This is a genomic window from bacterium (assembly GCA_030655055.1).
In the GTDB taxonomy this organism is placed as follows: domain Bacteria; phylum Edwardsbacteria; class AC1; order AC1; family EtOH8; genus UBA5202.
Genome location: JAURWH010000048.1, coordinates 1 through 18,212, shown reverse-complemented (window position 1 = coordinate 18,212; position 18,212 = coordinate 1). Strand labels below are relative to the sequence as shown.

General features: G+C 54.3%; 23 protein-coding genes. 4 read left to right on the top strand and 19 right to left on the bottom strand.

Going from position 1 to position 18,212, the window contains the following annotated elements; translation table 11 throughout:
• Window position 1 precedes the first annotated feature (1 nt).
• The 4 genes from Q7U71_02455 (at window position 2) to Q7U71_02440 (ending at window position 3,069) form a co-directional block, all read left to right on the top strand.
• Window positions 2-838, top strand: coding sequence for a peptidyl-prolyl cis-trans isomerase (locus tag Q7U71_02455; GenBank protein ID MDO9390615.1), 837 nt, complete (start codon window positions 2-4; stop codon window positions 836-838).
• A 46-nt stretch (window positions 839-884) separates the two neighbouring features.
• Window positions 885-2,168: a peptidylprolyl isomerase gene (locus Q7U71_02450; protein MDO9390614.1), complete on the top strand. Its 1,284-nt coding sequence runs from the start codon at window positions 885-887 to the stop codon at window positions 2,166-2,168.
• 330 nt (window positions 2,169-2,498) lie between these two features.
• Window positions 2,499-2,771: a type II toxin-antitoxin system prevent-host-death family antitoxin gene (locus tag Q7U71_02445; protein MDO9390613.1), complete on the top strand. Its 273-nt coding sequence runs from the start codon at window positions 2,499-2,501 to the stop codon at window positions 2,769-2,771.
• The gene (locus Q7U71_02440) at window positions 2,758-3,069 is read left to right on the top strand and encodes a type II toxin-antitoxin system RelE/ParE family toxin (GenBank protein ID MDO9390612.1); all 312 of its coding nucleotides are present in this window, start codon (window positions 2,758-2,760) and stop codon (window positions 3,067-3,069) included. The genes Q7U71_02445 and Q7U71_02440 overlap by 14 nt, the downstream gene beginning before the upstream one ends.
• A 72-nt stretch (window positions 3,070-3,141) precedes the next feature.
• On the opposite strand, the gene Q7U71_02435 is transcribed toward Q7U71_02440, so the two are convergent.
• From Q7U71_02435 to Q7U71_02345, 19 genes are all read right to left on the bottom strand, one after another.
• Window positions 3,142-3,843 carry a hypothetical protein gene (locus tag Q7U71_02435; GenBank protein ID MDO9390611.1) on the bottom strand — a complete coding sequence of 234 codons (702 nt, stop codon included), beginning with the start codon at window positions 3,841-3,843 and terminating at the stop codon, window positions 3,142-3,144.
• 28 nt (window positions 3,844-3,871) lie between these two features.
• Window positions 3,872-6,703 (bottom strand): M1 family metallopeptidase, encoded by a 2,832-nt coding sequence (locus Q7U71_02430; GenBank protein ID MDO9390610.1) that lies wholly within the window; start codon window positions 6,701-6,703, stop codon window positions 3,872-3,874.
• Window positions 6,704-7,168 carry a hypothetical protein gene (locus Q7U71_02425; protein ID MDO9390609.1) on the bottom strand — a complete coding sequence of 155 codons (465 nt, stop codon included), beginning with the start codon at window positions 7,166-7,168 and terminating at the stop codon, window positions 6,704-6,706.
• The gene (locus Q7U71_02420) at window positions 7,165-7,707 is read right to left on the bottom strand and encodes a DUF4416 family protein (protein MDO9390608.1); all 543 of its coding nucleotides are present in this window, start codon (window positions 7,705-7,707) and stop codon (window positions 7,165-7,167) included. The genes Q7U71_02425 and Q7U71_02420 overlap by 4 nt, the downstream gene beginning before the upstream one ends.
• A gap of 65 nt (window positions 7,708-7,772) precedes the next feature.
• Window positions 7,773-8,456: a hypothetical protein gene (locus Q7U71_02415; GenBank protein MDO9390607.1), complete on the bottom strand. Its 684-nt coding sequence runs from the start codon at window positions 8,454-8,456 to the stop codon at window positions 7,773-7,775.
• A complete protein-coding gene (locus tag Q7U71_02410) occupies window positions 8,457-9,155 on the bottom strand; it encodes a DUF554 domain-containing protein (protein MDO9390606.1) in 699 nt (232 codons plus the stop codon).
• 8 nt (window positions 9,156-9,163) lie between these two features.
• Window positions 9,164-9,454: a hypothetical protein gene (locus Q7U71_02405; GenBank protein MDO9390605.1), complete on the bottom strand. Its 291-nt coding sequence runs from the start codon at window positions 9,452-9,454 to the stop codon at window positions 9,164-9,166.
• A gap of 58 nt (window positions 9,455-9,512) precedes the next feature.
• Window positions 9,513-10,961 (bottom strand): DUF853 family protein, encoded by a 1,449-nt coding sequence (locus Q7U71_02400; protein ID MDO9390604.1) that lies wholly within the window; start codon window positions 10,959-10,961, stop codon window positions 9,513-9,515.
• 17 nt (window positions 10,962-10,978) lie between these two features.
• Window positions 10,979-11,485: a DUF3795 domain-containing protein gene (locus Q7U71_02395; GenBank protein MDO9390603.1), complete on the bottom strand. Its 507-nt coding sequence runs from the start codon at window positions 11,483-11,485 to the stop codon at window positions 10,979-10,981.
• A gap of 1 nt (window position 11,486) precedes the next feature.
• Entirely contained in the window at window positions 11,487-11,783 is a 297-nt protein-coding gene (locus Q7U71_02390; GenBank protein ID MDO9390602.1) for a DUF1232 domain-containing protein, read from the bottom strand.
• On the bottom strand, window positions 11,773-11,967 hold the full coding sequence (locus tag Q7U71_02385; GenBank protein MDO9390601.1) for a DUF6485 family protein: 195 nt from the start codon (window positions 11,965-11,967) through the stop codon (window positions 11,773-11,775). The genes Q7U71_02390 and Q7U71_02385 overlap by 11 nt, the downstream gene beginning before the upstream one ends.
• Window positions 11,968-11,987: 20 nt before the next feature.
• On the bottom strand, window positions 11,988-12,503 hold the full coding sequence (locus Q7U71_02380) for a hypothetical protein (protein ID MDO9390600.1): 516 nt from the start codon (window positions 12,501-12,503) through the stop codon (window positions 11,988-11,990).
• A 16-nt stretch (window positions 12,504-12,519) separates the two neighbouring features.
• Entirely contained in the window at window positions 12,520-13,038 is a 519-nt protein-coding gene (locus tag Q7U71_02375; protein MDO9390599.1) for a hypothetical protein, read from the bottom strand.
• Window positions 13,025-13,432 carry a divalent-cation tolerance protein CutA gene (cutA, locus tag Q7U71_02370; GenBank protein MDO9390598.1) on the bottom strand — a complete coding sequence of 136 codons (408 nt, stop codon included), beginning with the start codon at window positions 13,430-13,432 and terminating at the stop codon, window positions 13,025-13,027. Before cutA ends, Q7U71_02375 begins: the two co-directional genes overlap by 14 nt.
• 11 nt (window positions 13,433-13,443) lie before the next feature.
• Window positions 13,444-14,094, bottom strand: coding sequence for a Type 1 glutamine amidotransferase-like domain-containing protein (locus tag Q7U71_02365; protein ID MDO9390597.1), 651 nt, complete (start codon window positions 14,092-14,094; stop codon window positions 13,444-13,446).
• Window positions 14,091-14,639 carry an NUDIX hydrolase gene (locus Q7U71_02360; protein ID MDO9390596.1) on the bottom strand — a complete coding sequence of 183 codons (549 nt, stop codon included), beginning with the start codon at window positions 14,637-14,639 and terminating at the stop codon, window positions 14,091-14,093. The genes Q7U71_02365 and Q7U71_02360 overlap by 4 nt, the downstream gene beginning before the upstream one ends.
• 1 nt (window position 14,640) lies before the next feature.
• Complete coding sequence (locus Q7U71_02355) at window positions 14,641-15,417, bottom strand: lipoprotein insertase outer membrane protein LolB (protein MDO9390595.1); 777 nt, start codon at window positions 15,415-15,417, stop codon at window positions 14,641-14,643.
• A complete protein-coding gene (locus Q7U71_02350; GenBank protein MDO9390594.1) occupies window positions 15,410-17,068 on the bottom strand; it encodes a tetratricopeptide repeat protein in 1,659 nt (552 codons plus the stop codon). The genes Q7U71_02355 and Q7U71_02350 overlap by 8 nt, the downstream gene beginning before the upstream one ends.
• Window positions 17,069-17,593: 525 nt before the next feature.
• Window positions 17,594-18,212: DnaJ domain-containing protein (locus Q7U71_02345; GenBank protein MDO9390593.1), on the bottom strand; the 619-nt coding region annotated here is incomplete at its 5' end.

The window sequence follows — 18,212 nt, the reverse complement described above, 5'->3', positions numbered from 1 at the left end:
AATGAAAAAACTAACCGTGGCCGGACTGGTCCTGATCCTGGGTTTGAGCCTGCTGGCCGGCGCCGGCTGCAAAAAAGAACAGCCCCAGGGGCAGGTGGTGGCCCGGGTCAACAAGACCGTCCTGACCGATTCCGACGTCAAGGACTATCTGCCGGCCGGGGCGGCCGGAATATCCCCGGCCCAGAAGGAAGAGTTCCTGCGGCGCTGGGTGGACACCGAATTGTTCTACCAGGAGGCCGTCAAAAAAGGTCTGGACAAGGACCCCAAGGTGGCCAAGCAATTGCGCGACCTGAAGCGGGAGATCCTGGCCAACCAGCTGCTGCAGAAGGAAGTGGTGGAGAAGCAGAGCGTCACCGAATCCGAGGTCAAGGCCTACTTTGACCTGCACCAGGCGGAATTTCAGAGCAACGTCCGCTACAGCCAGATAGTGGTCCAGTCCCCGGAGGAGGCCGCCGCCATCAAGTCCGCCCTGGACGGCGGAGCAGATTTTGCCAAGATCGCCAGGGAAAGGTCGCTGGACGCAGCCTCCCGGGTCAACGGCGGAGACATGGCCGGGTATCTGCAGCGGGGCAGCGGGGAAATGCCGCTGGATTTCGAGGAAAAACTCTTTGCCCTGGCCAAGGGCCAGACCTCGGAAGTCATCAAGCTGTTCAACGGTTATTTCATCATCAAGGTCACCGACAAGAAACCGGTCTGGCCGCCGGTGAAATTCGAGGATGTCCGGGAGGGGCTGACCAACGGGATGACCATGGGCAAGCAGAAAACGGCCTTTGACAACCTGACCGAAGAACTCAGGAAGACCGCCCAGGTGGAGACCCACCCCGACCTGATCAAGTAGCATTGCCGCAATATATTATTTGCAAACAAACAAAGGACTATCAGTAATGAAAAAAATCTATTTGGCCGGGGGCCTGCTGCTGCTGGCTTTGACCTGCTCGCTGTACGCCCAGACGGCCGGCGACGGGGTGGTGGCGGTGGTGGACGAGCAGCCGGTACTGCAAAGCGAACTGGACAAGCAGGTCTCTCTTTTAAAACTGCAGCTCAACCAGACCCAGAACATCATTCCCGAGGACTCCCTAAAAAAACTGGCCCTGGAAAGGCTGATCGAGGTCCGGCTGCTGATGCTGCAGGCCAAGAAGGAATCACTGGATGTCAACGACGCCGAAGTGGAGGAGGCTTTGAACAAGAGCATCGGCGAGATGAGGTCCCAGTTCCCAAGCGAAGAGGCCTTTAACGCCCAGCTTAAGGCCGAGGGCACCAACATCGACAAGCTGAAGGCCAAGCACCGGCCCGACGCCAAGAACCAGCTTCTGATGCAGAAGGTGATAGACAAGAACATCCGGGCCAGGGTGGCCCCGCCCACCGAAAAGGAAGTGCTGGATTTTTACGCCAGCCACAAGGACTCCATTCCGCCGGAGCCGGAGAAGGCAGAGGTGTCATGGATAGTGATAGTTCCCAAGCCGGGCACCGCCGCCAAGACCGCGGCCATCAACCGCTATAACCAGGTGATGGCCAAACTGAAGGCCAAGGGTGATTTCGCCGCTTTGGCCAAGAAATATTCCCAGGATCAGGGATCGGCCGTCAACGGCGGAGACCTGGGCTGGTTCGGGCGCAACCAGATGGTGCCCGAGTTCGAGAAGGCGGCCTTTGAAGGCAAGGTCGGGCAGGTCACCGAGACCGACACCCGCTATGGCCGGCACATCATCAAAGTGCTGGAGAAGAAGGGAGACCAGGTGCACGCCGCCCACATCCTGATCTCACCCGTACCCACCGAGGCCGACCTGGCCAAGGCTCGCAAACTGGCCGCCGGGCTGTACCGCCGGGTGACCACCGGCAAGGAGGATTTCGGCCGGGTGGCCAAGACCTACTCCGACGACCCGATGTCCAAGGAGAACAGCGGACTGCTGGGCCTGATCCCGGTGGAGGCCTTCCCCGACGCCATCAAGACCGAGTTGGCCAGCATGCAGGAAGGCGACATCAGCGAGGCGGTGGAGACCGAGCAGGGGCTGACCATCCTCAAGCTCAACAAGCGGGTGGCGGCCAAGGAGCCCACTTATGAGAACATCAAGAACGATCTGGTGGAGTACTTGAAGAACAAGAAGATGCAGGAGTCGCTGGAGGGGTATTTGAAGAATTTGAAGACCAAGTACGTGATCGAGAAGAAGTAGGGACTTCTGCCACAAAGACACTAAGGCACAAAGAATAAACAAACAGGGTAATTCTCTTAAAGTAAAGAGCCTCCACGCACAACGTGGAGGCTCTTTTGTGCTGCAACAAGCAGCTATTGACAAATATCATAATAGTGATATAATTATGATATCATTTGAATAATGGGACGAACACACTTTTAGAATAGAAACCCCGGCATGGGCCACCAAGAACTCATCCCCCGTCCCCTTCTCTTGCCAAGAGAAGGGGAGAAAGGGGTTGAGTTCCGTTTTGACAAGGTTTTTGAAAATTATCAGAATATGCATACTATAAAACAAAGGACGACGCCAATGCCGATGATAAAGCCGATATCCGACCTCAGGAACAAGGCCAATCAGATCTCAAAGATAGCCCACAGCACCGGTAAGCCGATCTTCATCACCAAGAACGGGGAGGGCGACATGGTGGTGATGTCTCTGGCCCATTACGGGGACATTCAGCGCAAGCTGGAGCTGTACGGAAAGCTGGCCGTGGCCCAGGCCCAAAAAGCCGGGGGCGACCAGGGCCGGGAGCTTTCCCTGGTAATGAAGGACCTGCGCCGGAAAATTAATGAAAAGGCGTAGTTATAATGTCCGCCTGCTGCGGGCGGCCGAGCAGGACCTGACCGAGGCGGTGATGTATGTGATGGCCGAGAGCCCGGCTGCGGCCCAGGCTTTGGCCGAAAGAATGGAGAAACAGCTGGCCTTGCTGTCAGGCCAGCCTTTAATGGGCAAAACACCAGGAGATGCCAAACTGGCGGGAATGGGGTACCGGTATATAGTGGTCAAGAATTATTTGGTTTTTTATACGGTGGAGGAGAATGATGTGCTGGTGCACCGGATAATACACGGAGCCAGGGATTATTTGAATATATTGCAGTAATATTTGTATCTTGTAAAAAGAGCCGCCCCGCAGTTGCGGGGCGGCTCTTTTATTATTGCCGTAGTTTTAAAGCTATTGTTTTGTTAATATCAAAAACGGGGTGCTTTCAAAAAAGACACCTTCATCGTTATGCTCTTTAATCAATTCTCTATATAACATTAATTTATTCTTGTCAACTGAAAATCCATAAAGCCGTACTTTAGAATCATCTAATAGCGACAGTCTCATGCAGTCTTTATCGGTAAAAGTTAAATCTAAGCAGATAGAATATTTAAAAGTGCTATCAACCCAGAAAACGCTACCTGTTTCTTGGAAATTGTATGAATTACCTATGCTGTCTATATATTTACCACAAACTACTACTTTATTAATAAAAGTGCTAATGGGCTCTCTTATTCTTACAAGATCTATGTTATCAATATCACCATAACCTGCATTATACTTCCAAATAATATTATCGTTATCAATCTGCTGTATTGTGTCTGAAGGGTAATGGTTTAAAGTATATATATTGCGTGTATTAGTGCTTATCAGGCTATCTGTCTCACGTCCCGCAGATTCATGAAAATTATATATTCTCCCTATATAATTATCAGTAATTTGAACATAGGCAATATATGCACTATTTGCTGCTTTTGGTGAACGGGTTTCTATAAGTGTTTTTAAATATATTTTATTAAACCAGTTGCCGGATAGATAGCTTAAAGGTTTATTGTGCTTCAGTGGGCTACATGAAAGCGTAATGAGACACATCAATAAGGCATGTAATTTCATGGTAGATCATCCTAAATAAATAATAGTATTATATCTTTACACCGAACGACCCGCCCAGGCCCACCTTCCACCTCTTCCAGTCAAACCGCTTCTCGCCCTCCAGCGGCCGGTTGATCCACAGCGGGAAGATGGCCCGCACCGGGCCCAGGGAAAGGGTCACCCCGGCGTCGGCGTAGAGGTACTTGGCCTTCATCTCCTGCCAGTTGTCCTTGACCGATCCCAGATCCCCGAACACCGAGGCAAAGCCCGGCAAGACCGGGATCGAGAGATTGGCGCTTATGGCCGCGTTGCCGTGCAGGTGGCGGCCGTAATAGCCCGGCAGGTTGGCCCCGCCGTCAATGTGGTACTGCTCCTGGGCTGAGAACCGGCCCTTGTAGGATACGATCATGTCATCCAAGCCCTTGGACTTGAAGGCTCCGGACAGGAAGTACTGCTCCTGGCTGGGCGCATTGCCCTGAATGTTCCCGGCAAAAAGCCGCAGGCCGGGCCGCAGCCATTTGTGAAAATAAAAGCTGTTCTTGTATTCCAGCTCGGCCCGCAAAAAGTTCTTAATGTCCCAGGCCGGTTCGGCCACGTAGCCCAAAGTGGCGGCCAGCCGGAGGTCGGAGCGGACATAGGGATTGCTGGCGGCATAGCCCCTTTCCCCGGTCAGCATGAAGATCTTGGCCGGGATGATGTCGCGGGCGTCCCAGAATCTGTAACCGTAGTCAACCATCTGATTGTATTCCAGTTTCAGGTCGAACCTTTCGGTCGGTCCCTGCATCAGATACTTTCCCCAACTGCGTTTCAAACCAACGCTGGCCCAGCGCAGGTCAAAGGCTTTGCCGCCGGAGGCATATATTCGGGGCGGGCGGGGAAGATCGGTGACCGGCGTCTGGTAATCGACCGAAAAGCTGACCTGCTTTGTCCCGAAACTGTAGTAGGGGTAAAAGGTCCACTGGTGTTTTCCCACCATGGGATCGCCGTCGGCCAGGTAGGCGCCGTGAGACATCACCCCCAGCCTAAAACCGTTGACCGCGTCGTACCAGGGCAGGGGGAAGGCGAAGACCTGATAGGCTTCAAAGTCAGGAACCCGGGGAAGAATGCAGAAGCTTACCTTGCGGGGCCAGCGGTTGTTCCAGCGGTTCGGTTCCAGGATGGTCCGGTCCTGATCCAGGACCGCCCATTGCAGATGGTTGTCCATCTGTAGGTAGAAGCTGGTGTCGGAACGCTGGGCGCTCCAGTCCAGATAATAGGCCTTGTTTGCTTCGTCCAAAGCCTGGAATTTTACCGGCACCTTGAAGTCTCCCCGTCGGGACAGTTTGAACAGGTAGGTGTTTCCCGGCGCCTCTATCCGGGCCGCCTTGGTTATGGAATAGTCAACCGGGGAGGCGCTGGCCAGCCAGGCCTGGAGATAGGGGCTGACGCTTTTTCCGGAGACCGAATCCATCACCGCCATGAAGTCCCGGCCGGTTACATGCTTGAACTTGAATTTGCGGTAATAGGCCTGCATGGCGGCATCAAAGGTGCTGTCGCCCAAAAACCCCTTCAGCCACCACATCATCAGGGCCGGTTTCTTGTAGGCGGTGACGGCGTACAACATCTGTTCATCGACCAGGCTGGCCTTGGTGCTGATGGGCTGTTCCATCCGGTTGGCGGCATAGAGATAGCAAAGGAAGTATCCGATATACCGGTCGGACAACTCGGGAAGCATTTTCTGCAAAAATTTATTGGAAAGCATGTTCCCCTTGGGGCCGTACTTCTCTTCGAAATACCGTTCCTCGGAAAAACTGTTGATCCCCTCGTCCAGCCAGGCCTCGTCCATCTCGTTGTTGCCCAGAATACCGTAGAACCACTGGTGGCCAATCTCGTGCATCACCACATTCTCCAGCAGCCGGGTAACCTTGTCCTCGCCCGAGGAGATGATCACCAGGTTGGGGTACTCCATGCCGCCCCCGGCCGCCATGCCGCCATCACAGACCGTCAAAGTGGGATAGGGATATGCACCGTACCATTTCCCGTAATAGTCCAGGGCATCCTTGGAATACTGCATTACGTTGGCCCATTTTTCCTTGTTCTTGGGCAGGCAGAACACCTTGATCTCCACCCCCTTGTGCGTCTCAGTGGTCTCTAGATAAGAGGTATCGGCGCACCAGGCAAAATCGTGGACATCGTCGGCGTAGAAGAAACGATAGGAACCGCTGTCCCCGGGCTGGTCCAGAGAGTCATAGGGATTCACCAGCTCAATGCCGGTGGCCCCCACCTTCATTCCCCGGGGCACGGTCAGGCCCACGTCAAAACTGCCGTAATCCCCGTAGAACTCGCCGTTGTAATGGTAGCCATCGGGATGCCAGCCCAGGCTGTCGTACACCACCATTTTGGGATACCATTGGGACATCTCGTAGTGAATGCCTTGGTGGCCCAGCCGGGAGAATATCTTCGGGACCTTGACCCAGTAGTCCAGGGAGAAGTCCAGGGAATCGCCGGGGACCATCGGGGCATTAAGCGGGACCTTGATCCCGGTCAGGTCCGGGCCGTATTCGTAGCTCAAGGACTGGCCGGATGCGGCCAGTTGGTGGAGCTCGATGTATCCCCGGTCTTCGGGCTTACTGCGCCAGAATTTATAATCACCCGCGTTCCGGGCTTCCCGGGCAAAGTCAGAATTCCTGTCCCGGTAGGCGTTGGGATAGAGGTGGAACCAGACGAACCTCAGGGTGTCCGGTGAATTATTGAAGTAGCGCAAGGTCTGGCTGGCATGCAAAAAATGATCTACGGTATCCAGCCGGGCCTCTATCTGGTAGGCCACCCGCTGCTGCCAGGCCCAAAGGGTCAAGGGGCAAAGGCAGAGAGCCAGCAGTACCAGGGTCAATGATCTTTTCATTTAAACCTCCGCTTTAAGGAGTGGTTTATCTTGCGGGATCTTTTTTTCTAAGTGCGACAATACTTCCTCCCGGTGCTTCCCGAACTGCAGGTACAACCCCCGGAAATTCTCCAGCCAGGTCTTGTTCACGAAGGGCGAGACCAGCACCCCGGTGCGGTCGGGATAATAACTTTTGATCTGCTCCCAGGTCCGGGACTGGACCACCCCGGCCCGTTTCTGGGAGACGCCCTTTTCGTCGAAGCGGTAGCTGGTCTTAAAGAAGAACGGCAATTCGGATGAGACGATCAGCAGAAAGGCCAGGCCCACCCATAACCACGGTTGCCAGGACTGCATCCAGAAGTAGACCAGCAGGCAGGTCACCACCGGGGCCAGGATAGCGATCACGGCCCGTTTTGGGGACTCGGCCAAGGGGTGCACCGTCCACTCAAATATTACGGCTGGTTCAGAAACTTGTTCCGGGCTCATTTTTCTCCTTTTAGCTGGCTGCGGTAGTCTTGTTTCAATGTTTCAAAGTATTTCAGGGCTTCGGGGCTTTGATAATCGGGGTAGGTCCATTCCAGGGGCTGGAAGCCGTCGCCCTTGTAGATCAGGGTGGTCTCGGCAAAGATCCCTTTTCCCAGATGAATGCGGTGGGAGAAATCCTTGCAGGAGGCCAGCACCAGGCGCGATTCGTTAATGTACCCGGGATCGATGTTCACTATCCGGCCCGGGGCTTCCGCCTCCCGGCTGTACTGGTCCTCCAGTTCGTTGGCCAGAAGTTTGAACTCGGCCAGCCGGTCCGGGCTTTGCAGGCGGTGCAGGCTCCACCAGGTGCGATAGAGGTTTGGGCCCATCTCCTTTTGGTAATAGTCGGTAAAGCCGTCAAACTCCAGCACCGGGCTTTTGCGGTCGATGAAATCGAACTTGCTCTGAAGGACCCGTTCCAGGTCCCACAGGCTGACCAGGCCGTTGTAGATCAGGCCCAGGAAATATTTTACCGGCTGGGGCGGCTGGGGGAGGGACATAGGCAAAAATTAAAAATCAAAAATAAAAAAGCAAAAAATGATGTCTGGAGAAAACCTGTTATCGTTCATCTATTTTCCGGGGTGCCGCCCTGGCAGGCCTTGACGCAGACCCCGCAGATGTACTGGTTTATTCCGGGGCGGCGGGAAAATTCATGGAGTTTAGTGATGCACTTGGGCTTGTCATAGCCCTGTTCAGTGATGGCCCCGGCCGGGCAGGCCGCCAGGCAGCGCCGGCAGGCGCCGCATTCGCCCTTGACCGGCGAGCCGGGCTCCAAGAGCAAGTCGGTCAGCACGCTGACCAGGCGCAGCCTGGCCCGGTGCACCGGGTGAATGAACAGAGCCGATCTCCCGATCCAGCCCAGCCCGGCCTGCACCGCCAGCGCCTTGTGGGACAGGTGCCCCAGGTGCTGCACCCAGTCCACCGTCTGGGAGGCGGGGATGGGCAGGGCCTTAAAGCCCTTTTGCTGGATGTAAAATCCAAACGCCGTTGCGGCCCGGTCCAAAGCGTCATTGGCGGTCTGGTAATGGTACTTGTAGAGAAATGTCGGTTGGTCAACAATATCATCAACCACCGGGTCCGAAAGCCTGATGCCGGCCACTATTCCGTACTTCAATCCCTTGGCCGGGCCTTCCAGCTGGGGATGAAAGGTCTGGCGCACCGGATCCAAGTCAGCTATTCCGAATACTGACATGCCTAAAGATGCGGACAGGTCGCGGAGTTCTTCGGTATATTTATAAGAATCGGTCATTTACTTCATCCATCCCAGCCAGGCGCCAAGCCACAGCAGCAGGGGAGCCAGAAAAACCGCCGGCAGCAGGTTGGCCACCTTAAGCTTCAGGTTGCCCAGCAGGTTCAACCCGATGCCCAGCACTAAAAGCCCCCCGGCCGCCGACATCACGTCGATATAGGCTCCGGGCAGGATGCCCTGGAACAGATAGGCCGCCAGCGTCAAAAGACCCTGATACAATAAGACCACCAGGGCCGAGAAGATGACGCCCAGGCCCAGCGAGGCCGCCAGGGCGATGGAACTAATGCCATCCATCAGGGACTTGGTGAAAAGCAGGGTATGATCGTTCTTAAGCCCGTCCTGCAGGCAGCCCACGATGGTCATGGGCCCGACGCAGAACAGCAGGGAGGCGGTGACGAAGCCGGTGACGACCTTGTCGCTTTTGCCTTTGGAGAACCTGGACTCCAGCGCCCGGCCCAGATCATCCAGCCTTTGTTCGATGTCCCACCACTGCCCCAGCAGGCCGCCCAGCACCATGGCGATCAGCACCACGAACAGGTGGGGGCTTTTGAAGGACAGGTCCAGCCCCACGATCAGGGTGAACAGGCCGATGGCCTGCATCACGATGGCGGAGAATTTCTCCGGCATTCGCTTGTGCAGCAGCAGGCCCAAAAGACTGCCCAAGATCACGGCGGCGGTGTTGGCGATGGTTCCCAGCATTGCAGTTATTATTCCTTGTTGTTTTTAGTCTTTTTCTTAGAATCTTTAAGTGCAAAAATAAGGCCACCCACGACAAGTATTACTTCAATAGTTGTTAATGTTAAACCCAAAACGCTAAGTGGCCACAATCTTAATATATTATTGTTGATTATTGAAATTATACCGCCAAAGATTATGAGCATCAATCCAATTATTACTTTTTGATAACCCTCTTGTTTATCTTTAGAAGCCAATTTAAAAATAATCATTGCAATAAAAACTGTTATTGCACCTAAAGTAATATAATCTATGTGAAACATTGATAATACCTTAATAAATATTAGCGTTCTTTGCGTCTTAGCGGTTAATTAAGCCAATTTAGCGGAATATGGAGCCTAGTATTCCCCGGATGATGGTGCGCCCGGCCTGGCTGGCGGCGGCCCGGGCCGCGCTTTTTACCATGGCCTCGGCCACGCTCTGGCGCTGTCTTGGCGCTGCCGTTCTGGCCGCGGCCTTGGGAACATTCACCGGTGCGGTCTGGGTAGTTTTCTCGGCCTTGGCCTTAAGCAGTTCGTAGGCCGATTCCCGGTCCACCGTCTTTTCGTAATGGCCGAAAAGCACGGACGATTCTATCAGCTTTTTCCTCTGGCCGTCATCCACCGGGCCCAGCTGGCTGGCGGGGGGAACGATGTAGGCCTTTTGGGTCACTGACGGGCTGCCCTTCTCGTCCAGCAGCGAGACCAACGCTTCTCCCACTTCCAACTGGGTGATGGCCGTTTCGATGTCCAGTTTGGGATTGGAACGGAAGGTTTGGGCTGCGGCCTTGACGGCCTTCTGGTCGTTGACGCTGAAGGCCCGCAGGGCGTGCTGGATCCTGTTCCCCAGCTGCCCCAGGATCTTGTCGGGAATATCTGTCGGGTTCTGGGTGACAAAGTAAATGCCCACCCCCTTGGAACGGATCAGACGTACCACTTGCTCGATCTTCTCCACCAAAGCTTGCGGCGCATCGTCAAAAAGCAGGTGGGCCTCGTCGAAGAAGAAGACCAGTTTTGGCTTTTCGGCATCGCCCATCTCCGGCAGCTGCTCGAACAATTCGGACAACAGCCACAGCAGGAAGGTGGCGTACATCTTGGGCGACTGCATCAGCCGGTCGGCGGCCAAAAGATTCACCACCCCGCGGCCCTTTTGGTCGGTCTGGATCAGGTCGTCCAGGTTCAGGGCCGGCTCGCCGAAGAGCTGGTCGGCGCCCTGCTCCTCCAGTGCCAGCAGCGAGCGCTGGATGGTGCCGATGCTGGCGGCCGAGATCTTGCCGTATTCGGTGGTGAACTCGGAGGCATGATCCCCGGCATACTGCAGCATGGAACGCAGATCTTTCATATCCAGCAGCAGCAGGCCATCGTCATCGGCTATCTTGAAGACCAGCGACAGCACTCCGCTCTGGACCTCGTTCAAATTCAGCAGGCGGGACAACAGCAGGGGGCCCATCTCGGAGATAGTGGTCCGGGCCGGATGCCCCTTTTGGCCGTAGACGTCCCAGAACACAGCCGGACAGGCGGTGAAACCAAAGTCCTTAAGGCCAAGGGTCTTTATCCGGTCGTTTATCTTTGGGTTCTGGCCCCCGGCCTGGCTTAAGCCGGCCAGGTCGCCCTTGACGTCGGCCAGGAAGACCGGAACGCCGATCTGGCTGAAGCTTTGGGCCAGACTTTGAAGGGTGACGGTCTTGCCGGTGCCGGTGGCCCCGGCCACCAGGCCGTGGCGGTTGGCCATCTGGGGTAGGAGGTAAAGTTCTTTCTCGCCCTTGGCGATCAGTATTGGGTTGACTGGCATTTCATGAACTCCGTATCTCAAAATTGATTGTAATCTTTTGATGTTTCCAGTTCTTTTCCGCATTGCGAGCATTTTTCCTGGTACCACGAAAAAGCGGTTCCGCACCCGGGGCATTTCCAGCGTTGTTCCTGCTGTTTGAGCCATTCTTCATCGCTATGATCCTTCAAGAACTCCAGATTCCGGAGCATCACCTTGCAGTGGGGCAGGAATTCCTTTACTTTCGGGACAAGATCTGCCAAACGCTTGGTATGTGGGCAGGGATATTCATTGCACTGGATGCATGATCCGACCTTTTTCCCGCGGGCGCAGGCCCGGACCGCACAGCCCTGGCAGCCGGCAAAAACGGTGTCGGACTTACAGCCATGGCACACCACTTCGGATTCTTTTATGTATTTTCTAAACTGTTCTGGAAGGTCATCCCACCCGGCCTTGGTGCCGGTGGCAAGCTCCTTTTGATACGCTTTTATTATCTCGCAGGCTCCGCAGTACAGCCCGCAGTAACTATCGTAACGAAATTCTTCCATGTTAGCTGACCTTTTTATCTTCCCGCCATTTCCGGTATTTGCGCAGATCCTTGCGGATCAGGGCCAGCTCCAGGGCAGCCACGGCGGCATCGTCTATGGCCCCGAAAAAGGGAATGGCGTCGGGCACGATGTCAAAGGGATTGATGATGTAGACCAGGGCCACGGCTATGCCGAACAGCGTCCATCCGGGAGTTACAGGATAGCGTTTTTTGAAGGAGTCCCGGAGCATGGAGGCCAAAGCGCCGAAGTCGCTGATCAGCTCCCGGAAGAAACCTTGCTTTTTATGCTCACTTTCCATGGTCCCTCAAAAATGCTGTTATGGATCGGTCGTAACTGGCCTCTCCATTCTTGGAGAAGAAACAGCCGGGGATCTCGCCGTTCTTCCGGTGGTAGGCCACGCATTCACAGCACAGCCCCTTGCGGGAGCAAGGGGAGTAGGTGCAGGTGCAGGATGTTAGATTTGTTTCTTTGTTACAGTTCATCGTGGTCGTAAGTCCAAGATTTATACTTCAATGATATTTAGTTTATGGGTATTGATGGAACCCCTGTAGATTATATGAGGTACCCAAGCAAACAACATTGGGTGGGTGCCTTTTGAGTAACATTCTACATAGTATTGTATGGTTTCTTCGGGCAGTTTATCAAAGGCAGAAAGATCGCTGGGAATAACTTTGTTATATACTTTATCTTTTCCACCGTTGGCATATTCCATAACAGCGCAGCGTTCGGGTTCTAAATCATTAAAAGGTATTTCATAAAAACGTTCCAAAGGATACTTATATCCGACTTCCCTCAGTTTGGAATAGACCTTTCCGGGATGAACAGGCGTGCAAAAGAGAACGTCGTTCCAGAAACAATCAAATATCGGTATGGTCGTTTTAGGCAACCATTCTCTACCTTTGTATTTGGCGGCATGGAACGCGTATCCTTCAGGGTGAATTTGTCTGAGTTCATTCAGGGGATAAAGGATCTCACCCTGCATATTATCTGGAACCATATGGTAGATCAAAGCACTCATCTTGAAATATGCCTTGTTACGTATGCTGTCTAGTCATCGAGTCTATAGCACTTTTCAACTGCTCCGGCTTCTGGGTGCCGATCAGTATTCTTTTGCCGTCCTTGAGCACCAGTTGCAGTCCTTTGTTCCCGGAGACATTGTAGGCCAGGCCGCCTGGACCCCGTTTGATGCCCCATCCTCCGTATTCCATGATGGGCCGGTAGGTGCGCACGGAGTATTGGCCGATATCAGAAAAAGGAAACATCACCGGTTTACGGTGAAGGGGTATGAATTGAACTGATATTCCCTGGTTGGTAACACGGGTGGTAAGTTTCAATGAAACGAACAGGGCGGTGATCCCCAGGCATAACAAGACCCCCAGCCCCATGCCGAGCAGGTCGGCGGGGCCGGAGGGCCGTGGCGGCACCGGCCCGAAGAACTGGGCAAAGAACATGGTGAAATAAGCCACGTCCATTCCTATCAGAACCAACCACAGCCAGATCTGCCCAAAACGCTGTTCTTCGGTGAATATGAATGGTCCATTATTTACTTCCATCAGTCTTCCTTCCTTTTGACAGTTCGGCTTTCTTCTTTAGATATTCCCGATTCTTCTCTTTGCGCTCCCTTTTCTCCACCGGCCGCACGGTCTCGTCCAGGATCCATTGTAAGAAAGGGGTGTAACCGTCCCGGATCCGCCACATCACTATCTGGGGCACCGTGTCCGGGTGCAGCTGCTTGATCCGGCTCTCGATCCGCTTGAAGAAACGGTGCTCGGCCTGGAAGAACACCGCCCACTCGTTCCGCTGTTCGATCTTGTCCTGCCAGCGGAACATGGATTCGGACTGGATGATGTTGGCCCCGGCCGCCAGCTGTTCCTCCAGCAGGGTGCGGGCCGTCTTGGCGGCATCTTCCTTTGAGGGGAAGGTGGAGTATACTATTATGCAGTTCATTGCTTCGTATGCTATTTTGGTTGTATGTTTCCGTTCTCTATCTTCAACAATTCTCCCACCAGTTCCATCTTTCCATCACGGATGACCATCCCGTCCCCGTCTTTGCATGCATAGACCGTGGCTTGGTTCTCTTGGGAGAACCGCTTAACGTCCTCAGTTTTGCCTTCCCGCAGGTTCCAGTGGGGGAGAAAGTGAAAGTCCACCAGACCCACCGCCAGGTGCTTGTCCGTCCGGCTCTGGTAGAAGACGTGCGATATTTTGATGCTGGGAGTGAGCACAATGGCCCCGGCGCTGATCCCCAGCAGGATGCCGCCATCCTCCCAGTATTTCTTAAGCACCGGGCCGAAGTTCCTTTTCCTGATCGAACCCAGGAACTGAAAGGGGTCGCCGCCGGAGAGGTGGATGGCATCGCAAGCCAGCAGTTCGTCTGTCAACGAGGGATCGTATCCCTTGTTCAGGTCAAAGTACAGGATATCTTCTATGCCATACTTCCTGTAATATTCGCACTTGTCCTTGTAATATTTTCTGGTGGCGTCAGAGGCCGAAGGGATGTAGGCCAGCCTGGGCCGGGCCTTGCCGGAGAGCTCAAAGATCCTTTTGTCCAGCCTTTGGTTCTCCGGGGCCACTTGGTCGCTGTAGAATATGATCGCTCCGCTTTTCACGACAAGAAGTAAAGGTTCAGCGCGGCCAGGGTGATGCCGCAGTTTAGCTTGTTGCTTCGGATCATCTTTTTTACTTCGGCCGGAGATAACTCCGCTATTTCCAGGATGGTTTCGTCATGCTGCTGGTTCAGATTGCTGGATTTGGGATGTTTCAATCCTTTGGCCAAATACACTATGATCTCGGCATTCTCGTGTCCCAAAGCGGTGTAAAAATTGCCAAGGCGTTTCCATTTAACGGCCTTAAGTCCGATCTCCTCCCACAACTCTCTTTTAGCGGAAGCCAAAGCGCTTTCCCCCTGGTGAATAGCCCCGGCCGGCAGTTCGTAGAACACATCATCCAGAGTATAACGGTATTGTTTGACCAGATATATTCTTCCCGCATCGTTCACCGCCACCACGGCCACCCCCGGCCCTTTCTGGACCACGCCGTAGATCCCTCTTCGGCCGCCGGGATAGGAAATGCGGTCGTGCCGCACCGAGATCCAGGGATTCTTGTAGGCTATCCTGGAAGACAGGGTCTTCCAGCCATATTTGTTTTGTTTCATTTTAAAACTCGCCAGGATTTACGCCTTTGGGCAATGGCTGCTGCCAGGTCTCAGGCTTGAAGATCTCCGCCGGAGATATCTTCCGGTAGTTGACTGACAGCTCAAGATCCTGCCGCGGTTTTTTCATTTCAATGGAGTATGGTCTGGAGCCCTGGTCAAGCGTTCGCCAGCTGCCATAAATGATCTGCTGCAGGTCCCCGGTCCCGGACTGAATCCGGTATTCCGCTATCCGCCCGATCCTGGGGTCCACCCGGAAGATATAGGCCGCCAGACTGTCCTGATAGCTGAAGTTCACCAGTTCGTCTTCTCCGGCAAAGTCGCATTTGCCCGGAGGCAGGGGAGGCCGGCCTTCCAGCATCTTCAGGAACTGGTCCAGGGAGAATCCCAGGGCCTGGGCCGAGGCCGAGTCTATCCGCTGGATCTGTCCCTTAAGGTAAACGCTCTTGATGGGAATGTTCAGCCAGGCCAGGCTGTCGCAGACCGCGGCCGAGGCCAGGGTAAAGCCCAGGAAGCCCGAGATGTCTATCCGCATCCTCTGGGGGCTTTCCCAGCGCAGGGTGAAGGAAAAGGACTGGTTGATATCCGGGGAACTAAGACTGATGTCTCCCTCGGCCAGATAAGGCGGGCGAGGTTCGGAATACCCCTGCTGCACCCGCTGCCAGACCTTTTCGGGGGTGGGCTTCTGGGGCTTGGTTTTAAAATGGGAACAGCCGGGAAAAAGGCAGAAGACAAAAAGCAAAAAACATAAAGGCAGCAGCCGGCGTTTAAGTTTATTCATGGGTTTCTATCTTCTTCTTGATCTCTTCTTTTTTGGGATCAAGCTCCAGGGCCTTGCGCCACTGTTCCAAGGCCTGTTCCTTTTGGCCCTGGGCCAGATAAGCGTCCCCCAGATGATCGCGCATGGCGGCGTCTTCGGGCATCAGCTTCACCGCCCGCTCCAGTTCCGTTCCGGCCCGGGACATTTTCCCCTGCTTATAGTAGATCCAGCCCATGCTGTCGATGTAATAGGCGTTTTCCGGTTCGGCCTGCAGGGCCTGGGCCACCATGGTCTCGGCCTGGTCCAGGTTTATACCCCGCTCAGCGTACATGTAGCCCAGATAATTCAATGCCAGGTGGTTCCTGGACTGGCGGGCCAGCAGCAGCAGGAAATAACGCTCGGCCGCTTCAAAATTTCCCGACCTCTCATAGGCGGTGGCCAGGTTGAAGACCAGGTTCAGGTCCTTTTTGTTCTTGGGATAAAGTTTAAGGTAATGGGGGATGGCCTGGGAATACTTCTCCAGTTGGACATAGGCGTAGCCCCAGATGTAATCCAGCTGCATCTTGTTGCCGTGGCGGCGGGATCTTTTGAACGATACTTCCGCCGAGTCCTTTTGGTCCCGGGCCAGCTGGCAGATCCCCAGGTTCAGCCAGCCCTCGGCCAAACGGGGCAGTATCTTCAGGGTCCGGCTGAAATACCCGGAGGCCTCATGGTACTGCTTTTGCTCCATCTTCAGGCGGGCCAGGGTGTACAGGGCCTCGGTGTTAAGGCTGTCTTCCTGCAGCAGCAGGTCAAAGTTCAGAAAGGCGTTGGGAAAGTCCTTTTGCTGGTAGTAAAGGCGGGCCAGCTGCAGTCTTAAATTCCTGTCCTTGACCCCCAATGCCAGGATGTCCTCGGCCTTAAGGATGGCTTTGGTATAATCGTTCTTCAAAAGCAGCAGGTTGAAGATGTGCCTTTTAAGGTATTGGTTCTTGGGAGACAGTTCTTCGGCCAAAAGATAATAAATGTAGGCCGAGTCCGGCTGTTCCCTCGCTTCGTATAGCGCGGCCAGGGAAAGGGAGGCCTTGGCATTCTGGGGATCGCTCAGCAAAACAGACCGGTATTGCTCTATGGCCGGCGGGTATTTTTTGGCCCGGGCCAGCACCCCGGCCAGCTGGACCTGAAGCTCCGGGTCATCATTCTGTGCCATAGCCTGAACCAAAACTGCCTGGGCCGAATCCGGCTGGTTTACCACTTCATGCAGCCCGGACAGTGTGACCGCGACCTCGCTGTTTTGGGGATCCAGTTGGAAAGCCTTTTGGTATTCGGCCAGGGCCGCCGGCCAGTCCTTGGTTATCAGGTGGGAGTTGCCAAGTATCAGGTGGGGATCGGCGCTGGCGGAGTCCAGCCGGGCAGCTTTCCGGGCATACACCGCCGCCAGCGTATCATTGCCCAGTTCGTAATAGTTCTGGGCTATGTACAGATGCAGCAGGGCCGAGTTCTGGTTGAGTTTAAGGGCCTGCTTATAGGTCTTGATGGCCCCCTTAAGGTTCCCCTGATCCTCCTGGGCGGCAGCCAGGTCTATGTGATCCAGCAGGGACAGATTGGCCTGCCCGGGATCCATCACCTGTCTTTTAACGCAACCGGCGGTAAGGGCCAGACCCAACAGCAGTAAGATGGGATATTTTTTCAATTTTTCAACCCTTGAATGATTTAAGATAAAAGCTATCAGAATATCATATTCTATGGCATTCTTGATGCTTTTGCAAGCAAAAAATAAGGCCGGAACACGCATCCTGGTGCTCCGGCCGGGCGCTGATTCTAATTGAGAAAAATACGGTTAATATACAATGACAGTCTATCTTGTTCAGTAAAAGTAGTAATAATAATGGCTCGGTTGAAAGCGTAAATCTCTTACGGCTATGTTCTTTTTCTTTTTTATGCCGCCAAAACGAAAAAGAACCAAAAAGAAAAAGCTCGTCGCTTAAAACTCTCCGGGCGTTGCGCTTCTCGTTGTTGGCGGGCTTGTCTGAGCTCGGGCTTTGGCCAAGCCCTCAAACAGGCCAGACAAGCTTTTTCCGCCACCAACTGCGATGCTCACTGATCGTTTTAACGCGACAACCGGGGTGGGTACCGGGTGCTCAACAAGTTTACTGAGCCAATTAGATAAGCATTCTACAGGATTCATTCTATCAGAATATCCCCTTTTAAGGGAATATCACTTCTTGCCAAAAAGTCCGCCCAGGAATCCCTTGTCGCCCTTGCCCACCATCTCCAGTCTTTTCTGGGCCTGGACGTTCTTGGGATCCCATTTAAGGGCCTCCTTGAACTGGTCGCGGGCCTTGTCGTTCATGCCTGCGGTCTGATAAACTATCCCCAGGCTCAGGTAGTGCTCGGGGTTGTACATCTCTATCTGGATGGCCCGCTCGCAGCTGGCCTTGGCTTCCTCCAAAGGCCCGTTGGCCTTGATAATGGACAGCCCCAGCCGGTTGAAATAGATGGCTTTTTTGGGGTTCAGCTTTACCGACACCCTAAAATATTCCACCGCCCGCTTGAACTGCGAGGTCTTGTAGGCCTCCAGCCCGTAGCGGTAGGACATCTCGGCCTGGTTGGACTGGACCGTGGCCCCCTCCACCCCGGCGGCCTTTTCGGTAAGGGCCTTGTTGTACCGGGCCCTCTTTTCCTTGTCGATCAGGGTGTGATAGGCCTCGTTGACAGCCTGAAACGAAGTGCTGGCCAGGCCGGCCCGGGATTCTCCGGGATTGCGGTCTGGATGATGTTTGAGGGCCAGCTTGCGGTAGGCCGCCTTGATCTCGGCCTCTCCCGCCATCCGGTCC

Excerpts from the sequence above, each read along its gene's own strand:
- Q7U71_02455 (MDO9390615.1), top strand. The coding sequence starts at position 2 with ATGAAAAAACTAACCGTGGCCGGACTGGTCCTGATCCTGGGTTTGAGC.
- Q7U71_02450 (MDO9390614.1), top strand. The coding sequence starts at position 885 with ATGAAAAAAATCTATTTGGCCGGGGGCCTGCTGCTGCTGGCTTTGACC.
- Q7U71_02445 (MDO9390613.1), top strand. The coding sequence starts at position 2,499 with ATGCCGATGATAAAGCCGATATCCGACCTCAGGAACAAGGCCAATCAG.
- Q7U71_02440 (MDO9390612.1), top strand. The coding sequence starts at position 2,758 with ATGAAAAGGCGTAGTTATAATGTCCGCCTGCTGCGGGCGGCCGAGCAG.
- Q7U71_02435 (MDO9390611.1), bottom strand. The coding sequence starts at position 3,843 with ATGAAATTACATGCCTTATTGATGTGTCTCATTACGCTTTCATGTAGC.
- Q7U71_02430 (MDO9390610.1), bottom strand. The coding sequence starts at position 6,703 with ATGAAAAGATCATTGACCCTGGTACTGCTGGCTCTCTGCCTTTGCCCC.
- Q7U71_02425 (MDO9390609.1), bottom strand. The coding sequence starts at position 7,168 with ATGAGCCCGGAACAAGTTTCTGAACCAGCCGTAATATTTGAGTGGACG.
- Q7U71_02420 (MDO9390608.1), bottom strand. The coding sequence starts at position 7,707 with ATGTCCCTCCCCCAGCCGCCCCAGCCGGTAAAATATTTCCTGGGCCTG.
- Q7U71_02415 (MDO9390607.1), bottom strand. The coding sequence starts at position 8,456 with ATGACCGATTCTTATAAATATACCGAAGAACTCCGCGACCTGTCCGCA.
- Q7U71_02410 (MDO9390606.1), bottom strand. The coding sequence starts at position 9,155 with ATGCTGGGAACCATCGCCAACACCGCCGCCGTGATCTTGGGCAGTCTT.
- Q7U71_02405 (MDO9390605.1), bottom strand. The coding sequence starts at position 9,454 with ATGTTTCACATAGATTATATTACTTTAGGTGCAATAACAGTTTTTATT.
- Q7U71_02400 (MDO9390604.1), bottom strand. The coding sequence starts at position 10,961 with ATGCCAGTCAACCCAATACTGATCGCCAAGGGCGAGAAAGAACTTTAC.
- Q7U71_02395 (MDO9390603.1), bottom strand. The coding sequence starts at position 11,485 with ATGGAAGAATTTCGTTACGATAGTTACTGCGGGCTGTACTGCGGAGCC.
- Q7U71_02390 (MDO9390602.1), bottom strand. The coding sequence starts at position 11,783 with ATGGAAAGTGAGCATAAAAAGCAAGGTTTCTTCCGGGAGCTGATCAGC.
- Q7U71_02385 (MDO9390601.1), bottom strand. The coding sequence starts at position 11,967 with ATGAACTGTAACAAAGAAACAAATCTAACATCCTGCACCTGCACCTAC.
- Q7U71_02380 (MDO9390600.1), bottom strand. The coding sequence starts at position 12,503 with ATGAGTGCTTTGATCTACCATATGGTTCCAGATAATATGCAGGGTGAG.
- Q7U71_02375 (MDO9390599.1), bottom strand. The coding sequence starts at position 13,038 with ATGGAAGTAAATAATGGACCATTCATATTCACCGAAGAACAGCGTTTT.
- cutA (MDO9390598.1), bottom strand. The coding sequence starts at position 13,432 with ATGAACTGCATAATAGTATACTCCACCTTCCCCTCAAAGGAAGATGCC.
- Q7U71_02360 (MDO9390596.1), bottom strand. The coding sequence starts at position 14,639 with ATGAAACAAAACAAATATGGCTGGAAGACCCTGTCTTCCAGGATAGCC.
- Q7U71_02355 (MDO9390595.1), bottom strand. The coding sequence starts at position 15,417 with ATGAATAAACTTAAACGCCGGCTGCTGCCTTTATGTTTTTTGCTTTTT.